The organism is Comamonas sp. Y33R10-2 (assembly GCF_019355935.1).
Classification (GTDB): Bacteria; Pseudomonadota; Gammaproteobacteria; order Burkholderiales; family Burkholderiaceae_C; genus Comamonas.
The window spans coordinates 2,236,117-2,247,424 of the sequence record NZ_CP079925.1 but is presented as its reverse complement, the minus strand read 5'-3'; the positions used below and the strand labels follow the sequence as shown (position 1 = coordinate 2,247,424).

General features: G+C 54.9%; 7 protein-coding genes. 6 read left to right on the top strand and 1 reads right to left on the bottom strand.

Features of this window, described 5'->3' with window-relative positions:
• Window positions 1-127: 127 nt before the first annotated feature.
• The 5 genes from KUF54_RS10045 (at window position 128) to KUF54_RS10025 (ending at window position 7,403) form a co-directional block, all read left to right on the top strand.
• Window positions 128-1,285 (top strand): DUF2827 domain-containing protein, encoded by a 1,158-nt coding sequence (locus KUF54_RS10045; RefSeq protein WP_219342629.1) that lies wholly within the window; start codon window positions 128-130, stop codon window positions 1,283-1,285.
• Window positions 1,285-2,418, top strand: coding sequence for a DUF2827 domain-containing protein (locus KUF54_RS10040; RefSeq protein ID WP_219342628.1), 1,134 nt, complete (start codon window positions 1,285-1,287; stop codon window positions 2,416-2,418). The genes KUF54_RS10045 and KUF54_RS10040 overlap by 1 nt, the downstream gene beginning before the upstream one ends.
• Window positions 2,408-3,040 (top strand): hypothetical protein, encoded by a 633-nt coding sequence (locus tag KUF54_RS10035; RefSeq protein ID WP_255576013.1) that lies wholly within the window; start codon window positions 2,408-2,410, stop codon window positions 3,038-3,040. The genes KUF54_RS10040 and KUF54_RS10035 overlap by 11 nt, the downstream gene beginning before the upstream one ends.
• 197 nt (window positions 3,041-3,237) lie before the next feature.
• A complete protein-coding gene (locus KUF54_RS10030; protein ID WP_219342627.1) occupies window positions 3,238-6,153 on the top strand; it encodes an aconitate hydratase in 2,916 nt (971 codons plus the stop codon).
• A gap of 146 nt (window positions 6,154-6,299) precedes the next feature.
• On the top strand, window positions 6,300-7,403 hold the full coding sequence (locus KUF54_RS10025; RefSeq protein WP_219342626.1) for an enoyl-CoA hydratase/isomerase family protein: 1,104 nt from the start codon (window positions 6,300-6,302) through the stop codon (window positions 7,401-7,403).
• 182 nt (window positions 7,404-7,585) lie between these two features.
• Here the strand turns inward: KUF54_RS10025 and KUF54_RS10020 are convergent, their stop codons facing one another.
• Window positions 7,586-8,701, bottom strand: a complete 1,116-nt coding sequence (locus KUF54_RS10020) for a DUF72 domain-containing protein (RefSeq protein ID WP_219342625.1) — start codon at window positions 8,699-8,701, stop codon at window positions 7,586-7,588.
• 189 nt (window positions 8,702-8,890) lie between these two features.
• Between KUF54_RS10020 and KUF54_RS10015 the strand changes: the two genes are divergently transcribed.
• Entirely contained in the window at window positions 8,891-11,278 is a 2,388-nt protein-coding gene (locus KUF54_RS10015) for a Tex family protein (RefSeq protein ID WP_219342624.1), read from the top strand.
• Window positions 11,279-11,308 lie beyond the last annotated feature (30 nt).

The following is an 11,308-nucleotide window of genomic DNA, read 5'->3' as shown; positions in this document are numbered from 1 at the left end:
GCTTTAATGCCGGCGTGGGCTGGAAGTGGAAGTAATGGCTCAATCGCCTGAAGAAGGCGAGTGAGATCAAGAGCACAAGAAAAGGCCCTCACATTGTTGAGGGCCTATTTTTATAAGAAGAGCTTCTATGCGTATTGGTATTTCTGTACTAACTCGAGCGACCCAGAATATTTGGGAAAACGGAGCGGGACAAAACGTTTTTTTTCTTGCGCAGGCACTGCAAAAAATACCGTTTGTGAAAGAGGTCTTGCTGCTAAATGCAGGCGATCAAAGTGAGATGCCGCAAAGTGTCAATCTTGAGGAATTGAAGCTTCAATTACTCAGACCCGAGGATGCAGCCGATCGTGTGGATGTCATCATTGAATTGACGGGGGCTCTGGACCCCGCATGGCTGGCATTACAGCGAGCGAGAGGCAAGAAGGTCGTTTTTTACTGTGTCGGGCATCCATTTGGCTCCGTTGTAGAGGCTGCGGTGTTTGATCGACCAGGTGGCTTTTTCAAAACAGACCGTTGCGATGAAGTTTGGATGATTCCGGAATACTCCGCGTTTGTGCCATTTCAGCGCGTAATTCATCGCTGTCCAGTTCGCATCGCACCATATTTGTGGAACCCCCATTTTTTGAAACTACGTATTGCTGATGTAGAGCAGCACGGGCATATTTTTGGCTGGCAAGCCCTGCCAAAAAATGGAGCTGAACTGGCTGCGCCTGGCTTAAGAGTCGCCATGTTCGAGCCCAATCTTTCGGTGGTGAAAACATCGAGCATTTCGATGCTTGCGTGTGATGAGGCTTACCGGGCCAATCCTTCAAGCATTGCGATGATGCATGTGCTCAATAGCATGCACATGAAGGATCATCCGACCATGCTTTATATGGCGAACTCGCTGGATTTGGTCAAGCAACATAAAGCGTGTTTTCACGGGCGCCACGACGTTGTGGGTTTTATGGCCCAGCATGCGAATGCAGTGATTTCGCACCAATGGACTAATGACCAAAACTACAGCTATATGGATGCGCTCTATGGTGATTACCCATTGATTCATAACTCGGATTGGTTGCGCAGCTTTGGCGCTGGCTATTACTACCCCGGTTTTGAAGCTGCAGAGGGCGGCAGGCAATTGCTAGATGCTTACCTAAATCACGATGAAAAACTTCCCGATCAGCAGCGTGCAACGCGCCAGTTGTTTGCTGATTTAGAGCCAACGGCTGAGGCGAACGTGCGTGAATATGCTGATTTGCTCAAGCAGCTTTGCCATGATACGCCTGCGTTGATGGAGGCTGTGTGATGGCTGTACAACCCCAAAAGCTTCGCGTCGGTATTTCTTTATTTGTACGCAAGGGCAATCAATCTTTATGGGAAAACGGAATTTTTCAGAACTGCCTGTTTCTCGCGCAGCTTTTGCAAAAGTCTGCGTTAGTGTCTGAAGTTTTTCTCGTCGCCGGTGGTGGCGGTGGCGACGCACAAGATGCACTGGCTTTTTTGAAAGAGTCACCGGTCCCCGTCATTGATATGAATGCGGCGATGTCGCAGCTGGACTTGATGATTGAGATGAGCGCGCAACTGGGCAAAGAGTGGATGATTGAATTCCGCTCGACTGGGCGCAAAGTGGTGTCGATGCGGGTGGGCAATGACTACGTGATCGATAGTGAGCGCATGTTGTTTAACAAGCCGCATGGCTTATTGATCACCGGTGCGCCGTATGACGAAGTTTGGACGTTACCGGAGTACATCAACACCTGCGCCCCGTATTTCGCTAGCACCTTTAGGGCTCCTGTAAAGATTGTTCCCCACCTCTGGAGCCCTGAGCTGCTGGATCGAGCCATTCAAGAGTCAAGAGGCGGCCTGCTGTTTGGCTACCAGCCCGGTCGTGGCCGCTGGCGCATGGGTATGTTTGAGCCCAATGTATGCATGGTCAAGACCAGTCACATTCCCTTGCTGGTGTGCGAGGTGGCCCATCGCGCGCAGCCGAACATGACTGAGCGGGTTTGGGCATACAACACCTTTCACTTAAAAGACAACCCGATCTTCAATGGTTTTGCGCACAACCTAGATATCGTCCGCCATGGTCTAACTTCGTTTGAAGGGCGGTTCCCTATCTGGCAGGTACTGTCCCAGAATTGCGATGCGGTGATCAGTCATCATTGGGAGAACGCGCAGAACTACGTTTATTACGAGGCCTTGTACGGCGGCTATCCGTTGATACACAACTCGCATTTGATTGGTGACTGTGGCTATCGCTATCACGACTTTGACTGCGAAGAGGGTGGGCGTGCTCTGTGTCAAGCCTTTGCTGAGCATGATGAAGACCTGAATTCTTATCGAAAAAAATCGCGGCGTTTTCTGGCGACACTAGACCCATTGGCTGATGAAAATGTACGAATCTATTCGCAGGTGATTGAGCAGCTTTATGCAAACTAAGGTCGTGATGGGTCAGCGTAAATCAGCATGGCTGTTAATCAGTACATTGCTCGCGGTGCAGTTGGGTGCGGGCGTAGCTCTTGCCCAGCCTGTCGCTAATACAACGGCACCGGCACCAGACAAGCTAACGCAGGCTGCTTCTAGCGTAGGGGTCAAAAAATGCCTACCAGCCATCAACCGTTTGGCAGGGCTAGCCGTGCAAGGTAGTCGCAGCCACGATGTGTTGCTGGACTGGGACCGAAAGCAACCCGATGCGGGAGCCGTGTTCTCGCTGATCGCACTGGAGTTTCCCAATGCAGGCATGGCTGCATCGATCACGGCCGTGCCAGATGCTGGCGCAGGCACTTGCACGATTGCTGCAGAACGAATGACCGTTGCCCCCTTCACCTGTGCCAGCATCGCGCAGGCGGAGCTTCCCGGCTACCAAATGGTGCGTTTGCTGCCCATTTATGCGGTGTATACCGACCCGAAGGAGCCGGGGTCTTCCGTCTCTTTAATTGATTCGCCGCCCGGTTGCTTGGTCATACGCCGTTTTGTGGAGTATCACTGGCAAAACCCGAACGCGGCTGCTGCGCCGAATGGGGATGCAAGCAAGGCGGGCAAGCCACCTGCCAAGCGTTGATTGAGATTGAGTAATTTTGCTATAGAAAAAATAGCTGGAAGTCATTGTTATTAAATGACGTCAAAGCAATATCGATAAGATTTTCTGAGTATTACTAATGCTTGGAGTGCATCGTCCCACAACGTTGAATGGCGGGTTGTGTGCACAATGAAGGCACAAGTGCTTCCCCCTGTGTCTCATTGATGGAGAGTCTCGCGATGTCTCATACTTTTGCCAAAACGCTGAAGTCTTTTGAAACCGAGAGTGGCAAGAAAGGCAAGTACTACTCCTTGCCCGCACTCGCTAAGCAGTTTCCTGAAATCAAGCGATTGCCTGTGTCTATCCGCATCGTTTTGGAGTCGGTGCTGCGAAACTGCGACGGCCAAAAAATCACCAAAGCGCATGTCGAACAACTAGCGCGCTGGCAGGCCAAGCCAAAGGCTGAGCGGGTGGATGAAATTCCGTTCGTTGTCTCGCGAGTGGTACTGCAAGACTTTACGGGCGTGCCACTTTTGGCGGACTTGGCTGCCATGCGCAGCACGGCTGCCAAGTTGGGTAAAAACCCCAAATCGATCGAGCCGCTGGTGCCCGTGGATTTGGTGGTCGATCACTCCATCATGGTCGATTATTTCGGCACCAAAAAGGCGCTGGATTTGAACATGAAGCTGGAGTTTCAGCGCAACCAAGAGCGCTACCAGTTTATGAAATGGGGCATGCAGGCCTTTGACACTTTTGGCGTTGTGCCGCCCGGCTTTGGCATCGTCCATCAGGTTAATTTGGAATATTTGGCGCGCGGCGTGCACAAGAGCAAAGACGCGGTTTACTACCCCGACACCCTCGTAGGCACTGACAGCCACACGACTATGATTAACGGCATTGGCGTGGTTGCATGGGGCGTGGGGGGCATCGAAGCCGAAGCGGCCATGCTGGGCCAGCCTGTGTACTTTCTGACCCCCGATGTGGTGGGCTTTGAGCTGACAGGCGCGCTGCGCGAGGGCGTGACGGCCACCGATTTGGTACTCACCGTCACAGAAATCTTGCGCAAAGAAAAAGTGGTGGGCAAGTTTGTTGAATTCTTTGGTGAAGGTACGCGCAGCCTCTCGCTACCTGACCGCGCCACCATTGGCAATATGGCGCCTGAGTACGGTGCCACCATGGGCTTTTTCCCCGTCGATGAAAAGACCATTGAGTACTTCAAAGGCACGGGCCGCACCAAGACTGAGATTCAGGCCTTCGAGGCTTACTTCAAGGCGCAGAACCTGTTTGGCGTGCCCAAGGCCGGTGATATCGACTACTCGCATGTAGTCAAACTCGATCTTGGCAAGGTCGCGCCTAGTCTGGCTGGCCCTAAGCGGCCGCAGGACCGTATCGAGATTGGCAATGTGGCTGGCCAGTTCGATGAACTGTTCAGCGCACCGGTTGCGCAAAATGGCTTCAACTTAGCTGCCGACCAACTGGCTCGCCGCCATCTTGTGCATCCCGGTGGGCCAGAGGCCTTGCAGCCAGAGAGCAAGCCCGTGCCTGCCAATGCAGAGCGCAACACAGTCGAGATGGTGAGCAACAAGCCCAGGACCAACAAGGCCGAGGCCAGCGCTATTGCCGTTGATGCAAGCAGTGCGATTGCAACACCCTACAAGAGCTTTGATATTGGCAGCGGCGATGTACTGATTGCGGCTATCACTAGCTGCACCAACACCTCCAACCCCAGTGTGATGCTGGCAGCCGGTTTGTTGGCCAAGAAAGCGGTAGAGGCCGGGCTGAAAGTCAAGCCGCACATCAAGACTTCGCTGGCCCCGGGCTCTCGCTTGGTGACGCGTTATTTGACTGAGGCGGGCCTGTTGCCCTATCTGGAAAAGCTGGGTTTTGCCTTGGCGGGCTACGGCTGCACCACTTGCATTGGCAATGCGGGTGATCTCACCCCTGAGATCAATGCATCCATCCTGCAAAACAATCTCGTTTGCGCAGCGGTGCTCTCGGGTAACCGCAACTTTGAGGCACGCATTCACCCCAATATCAAAGCTAACTTTCTGGCCAGCCCACCCTTGGTCGTGGCTTACGCGATTGCAGGCACCATGCGCAAGGACTTGATGACTGAGCCCGTGGGTAAAGGCAAGGGCGGCAAGGATGTGTACCTGGGTGACATCTGGCCCAGCAGCGAGGAGATCCAAGAACTGCTCAAGTACGCCATGAACGGCAAGGCTTTCCGCAGCAACTACGAACAAGTGGCCAGCGAGCCGGGCAAACTCTGGGAAAAAATCAAGGGCGTGACGGGTGCTACCTACACTTGGCCTGAGAGTACCTATATCGCCGAGCCTCCATTCTTTGCCGATTTTGCTATTGATTTGAAAGCGCCTGCTCTAAGTAAATCAAGCACTGCAGATCAAAAATGCTCAAACCCCAATGCCGTGCATGGCGCGCGTGTGATGGCTTTGTTTGGCGACTCCATCACCACTGACCACATCTCACCCGCAGGCTCCATCAAGGAGACTTCACCAGCCGGCAAGTGGCTGCTAGCGCATGGCGTACAAAAGGCCGACTTCAACAGCTACGGCTCGCGTCGCGGCAATCACGAGGTGATGATGCGCGGCACTTTTGCCAATGTACGCATCAAAAATTTGATGATCGCAGCGGCGGCTGATGGCTCGCGTGAAGAGGGCGGCATCACGGTCTACCGCGATGATCACGGCAAGACTGAAAAAATGCCCATCTACGATGCCGCCATGAAGTACCAAGCTGCAGGCCGCGCTACGGTGGTGTTGGCCGGTGAGGAGTACGGCACAGGCTCCAGCCGTGACTGGGCCGCTAAAGGGACCCAGCTATTGGGCATCAAGGCCGTCGTGGCACGTAGCTTTGAGCGCATTCACCGCTCCAATCTGGTCGGTATGGGAGTTTTGCCGCTGCAGTTCAAAGGCAATGACAGCTGGCAAAGTCTGGGGCTGACGGGCGAGGAGTTCATTGATGTGATTCCCGCTGCTGATTTGGCCCCGCAAAGCAATGCGCAATTGGTGATCACGCGCGCCGATGGCAGTAAGAAGACAGTTGTCGTGAAGCTGCGCATAGACACCCCGATTGAGGTGGATTACTACCGTCATGGCGGCATCTTGCCCTATGTGCTCAGGCAGTTGCTAGCGTAAAGCCAAGGCCGCATCAACTGTCACTCTCAAGCTGCCAAGGCACCTCTGCCTTGGCAGCTTTTGTCACTCTTTTGATGCGTGTTTTTAAACTAGCCCCCGCATAATTGAAACAGCCCATAAAGCCAAGATTCAAGGAGACTTTGACAATGAACAGCCCCCAGACCGCACATGCCCCTGAAGTGATTGCCGAAGTTCGTGGCAAGCTGGGCATGATTACGCTTAACCGGCCTAAGGCGCTCAATGCGCTGTCTCTGGGGATGGTGCGCGATTTGCTTGCCACGTTGATGGCATGGCAAAAGGATGATTCGATTTTGGGCGTTGCCATTCGCGGCAGCAATAAAGACGGGGTGTTTGGCGCTTTTTGCGCTGGCGGCGATATTCGCTTTTTGCATGGCGCTGGCAGCAGCGGCAACCCTGAGTTAGAAGATTTTTTCACCGAGGAATATGCCCTCAACCACCTGATTCACACACTGGGTAAGCCTTACATCGCCTTTATGGATGGCATCGTCATGGGCGGCGGTATGGGTATCAGCCAAGGCGGCTCGCTGCGCATCGTGACCGAGCGCACCAAGATGGCGATGCCTGAGACGGCGATTGGTCTGTTCCCCGATGTGGGCGGTGGCTACTTTCTTTCTCGCTGCCCCGGTGCGGTGGGGGAGTGGCTGGCGCTGAGTGGAGAGACCATTGCTGCCGGTGATGCCGAGGCTTTTGGTTTGGCGCACGGTTGTGTCCCTTCGGATCAGCAGGCGGATTTGTGGGAAACCTTGGCGAGCACAGAGTTTGCCAGTGCCGAGGCTTTGAATGCGGTGGTGCGCTCTCGTTTTGTGAGCGTCGGGTCTAAGCATCAAGAGCACCGCGAGGAAATTGATGCCTGCTTTTCTTTGCCCACGGTCGCCGCGATTGAGCAAGCCTTGCTGGCCGGCAGTGACTGGGCCAAGGCGCAAGCTGAAACTTTGCGCAAGCGCTCGCCCTTGATGCTGCATGTGGTACTGGAGCAAATTCGCCGCGCACGCAAGATGAGCTTGGCGCAAGACCTGCGCATGGAGCGTGACATGGTGCGCCACTGCTTTTATTTACGCCCCGGGCAAAGCGAAACCTTGGAAGGCATTCGTGCGCTGGCCGTGGACAAAGATCACAAGCCGCGCTGGAACCCTGAGCGGATTGAAGAGGTGAGCGATGCGCAGTGGCAAGCATTTTTTGTCAGCCCATGGCCAGTGCATTCACATCCTTTGGCAGCGCTACAAGACTGATTTCTCTGCCAAGAACCGCGAAATTCTCCCCCTGATACGCCGCTGCTTTGCCTTGTCGTACGTATGTACTGCCATGGCTTCGCGGCTTGCCTTCGGCGGGTGTGATCAACCCAAAAACAAAGCCCACCAGTCTTGAATTGGCGGGCTTTTTTTGATAGCTACAAGTCTTTATTCAATAAGCACTAGAGCTTGTTTGAGTCATGATATTTTTGGGTTTGATTTGCTACAGCCTCGGCCAGCAGCGCAATAGACCTTGGCGCACAACCTTCAGCATCGTTGCTGATGGTGACAAACGCATTCTGGCCTGCGCCGGTGATGCCTGCAATCGTGCGGGCCAGCAGCTCTCGCGTGTGCATGTCTTCGCTGCGTATCTCGTTGAACGGCTCATGCTTTTTCTGCGCATCGGCATAGCCATAAGCGCCAAAGATGCGGTTCAGATTCCAGCGGCAGACCAAAGGGCCGGGCCACAAGGCGCGAAGAATGGGCAGTTGCGCCTCGATGGGCGGCATTTTGCCGTGCAAGCCCAGGCAGTAAGTCGCGCCATGCTCTTTGAGTGTTTGCGCAAAGGATGGACTGAGTAGTTCAGGGTCGCGCACTTCCACCGCCACAATGACTTGTGGATGATTGACGAGCGCTTGGCGCACGTGCGCCAGCAGCAGGCCCAGTTTGTCCAGCACCCGAGTGGGCTGGCTGAGCAAGCCCCAAGGCAGTGGGCTGAGTTGAAAGACCAGCACGCCCAGTTTGTTGCCCAGCCCTTCAAGGGTTGGCTGCACAAAATGCTCAACGGCTAAGCGTGGGTCTAAAAAGGCCGGGTTGAGTTCACGCGGCATGCCTTCTTCGCTGCGCACTTGGGCATCGGTAATACCGGCCGGGCATTTGACGACAAAGCGAAAGTCAGCATCGACCTGCGCTGCAAAAACGGCGTATTGACTGGCCGTGAGAGGTCGCCAGAAGGTGCGGTCGACGCAAACGGTGCGCAGCAGCGGGTGCTGGTGATAGGCCGTCAGGCCTTTTTTGGCCAACAGGCTTTTATCATAACCGCCATCCCATACCAGACCCTCCCAGCCCGGATAGGACCAGGTGGATACGCCCATGCGCAACTGGGGCGGCAACTGCGCTGCCAGCGGTGCATGCTGGGCGGCTTGGGGTGTCAGCGTTACTTCGCTGCGCTGGGGGCTGCGCGCGGTGCCTGTCGCCTCGCCAAGCGGCTTTGTTTCTTTAGAGCGCGCTTTACCTGCGCCTGAGTTGGGCGGCGGTAAGTCATCGGCAAAAAAGTCGTCTTGATGCGTATCTGGCATAGCGCAAAGAATTTTAATGAAATTGCGTTTTAGTCCTTATTTGTAAAGGACTTACAGCTATGAAAAGCATAGTTTTTGCGCTTTGCTTGCAATTGCCTGCAATTGCTTTGGGCATTGAGTCTGGAGAGACGTTTTGCCTATGGCAAACTCTTTCGCTTCCTCTGTCAGACGCCGTGGGGCGAGTATCGAATGCAAAAAATCATTGGTCAGATTGCTCAAGAACTCAACGTTAAGACGCAGCAGGTCAGCGCTGCGGTGGAGTTGCTCGATGGTGGTGCCACGGTGCCCTTTGTCGCCCGTTATCGCAAAGAGGCCACAGGTGGCTTGGACGATACACAGCTGCGTACGCTCGATGAGCGCCTGAGCTACCTGCGCGAGCTCGATGACCGCCGCGGGACAGTGCTCAAAGCCATTGATGAGCAAGGCAAGTTGACCGATGCGTTGCGCCTTGCCATTGCTAATGCTCCTACCAAGCAAGAGCTGGAAGACATTTACCTGCCTTTCAAGCAAAAACGCCGCACCAAGGGCCAAATTGCGAAAGAGTTTGGCATTGAGCCTCTGGCCGACAAGTTGTTTGCTGACCCCAGCCTTGATCCGCACAAAGAAGCTGAAGCTTTTTGCAAGCCAGCCACGGTGCTCGATGATGGCAAGCCCGGCCCGGATTTCTCCAACACCTTTGCCGTGCTCGACGGCGTGCGCGACATTTTGTCTGAGCGTTGGGCGGAAGACCCGGCACTGGTGCAAAAGCTGCGTGAATGGCTGTGGGATGAGGGTCTGCTGAAGTCGAAAAAAGTTGAAGCCAAGAACGAGAACGACCCGGAAGTTGCGAAGTTCCGTGATTACTTTGAGTATGACGAGCCGATTGGCCGCGTGCCATCGCACCGCGCACTAGCCGTATTCCGCGGCCGCGCTTTAGAAATTCTTGAAGCCAAGCTGGTGCAGCCCATCGAGCCAGAACCCGGCCAACCTAGTTTGGCCGAAGGCAAGATTGCCCTGTATCTGGGCTGGAGTCACGCCAAGCGAGCGTCTGACGATTTGCTGCGCAAGTGTGTCGCATGGACTTGGCGTGTGAAGCTGAGCCTGTCGACTGAGCGTGACCTGTTTAGCCGCCTGCGTGAAGATGCCGAAAAAGTAGCGATCAAGGTGTTTGGCGACAATCTGCGTGATTTGCTGTTGGCAGCACCTGCGGGGCCACGCACCGTGATTGGTCTGGACCCCGGCATTCGTACCGGCGTGAAGGTAGCCGTGGTGGATCACAATGGCAAGCTGCTGGAAACATCAACCATCTACCCACACGAGCCGCGCCGTGACTGGGACGGATCGTTAGCCACACTGGCCAAACTGGTGGAAAAGCATGGCGTGAACCTGATTGCGATTGGCAATGGCACAGCCAGCCGCGAGACGGACAAGTTGGCTGCGGATCTGATCAAAATCGCCGAAAAAGCGGACAAGAAAATTGAAAAGGTCGTGGTGAGTGAGGCCGGTGCTTCGGTGTATTCCGCCAGCGAATTTGCAGCGCTGGAGATGCCTGATGTGGACGTGAGCCTGCGCGGCGCCGCATCCATTGCCCGCCGCTTGCAAGACCCGTTGGCTGAGCTGGTGAAGATTGATCCCAAGAGCATTGGCGTGGGCCAGTACCAGCACGATGTGAACCAAAGCGAGCTGGCCCGTCAGCTCGATGCGGTGGTGGAAGATTGTGTGAACTCAGTGGGTGTGGACCTGAACACAGCATCGGCTCCGTTGCTGACGCGTGTGTCGGGTCTGAGTGGCTCAGTGGCCAAGTCGGTTGTGCGCTGGCGCGATGCCAATGGATCGTTCAAGAGCCGTAAGCAGTTGATGGAAGTGTCGGGCTTGGGCGCTAAAACTTTCGAGCAAGCGGCAGGTTTCTTGCGCATTCGTGGTGGCGACAATCCACTCGATATGACGGGTGTTCACCCTGAAACCTATCCCGTAGTCGAGCAGATCATTGTCTCGACCGGCAAGCCTGTAGACCAGATCATGGGTCGCTCGGAAGTGCTCAAAAGCCTCAAACCTGAATTGTTTGTCAGCGAGAAGTTTGGCGCCATCACTATCAAAGACATCTTGGGTGAGTTGGAAAAACCCGGTCGTGACCCACGCCCTGACTTTGTCGTCGCCCGTTTTAACGATGGCGTGGAAGACATCAAGGATTTGAAGGAAGGCATGACGCTGGAAGGCACCGTGAGCAACGTGGCCCAGTTTGGCGCATTCGTGGACTTGGGGGTACACCAAGATGGCTTGGTGCATGTGAGCCAGATGAGCCACAAGTTCATCGAAGATGCACGCGAAGTGGTCAAGACCGGGCAGATCGTCAAGGTCAAGGTGCTGGAGGTGGATGCTGCACGCAAGCGCATCAGCCTGACCATGAAACTGGACGCCGCCCCTGCTAGGCGCGATGGCCCGCGTGACAACCGCTTTGAAAGTGCAGGCCGCGGTGGTGCAGGTGCTGGCAATCGTGGTGGCCGTGATGCTTATACCCAGCCGCAGCGTGGTAGCCAGCCAACAGAGCAAAACGCCATGGCATCAGCCTTTGCCAAGTTGCAGGGCTTGAAGAAATAATCTCTCACTGGGCCGCCACTCAATACATAT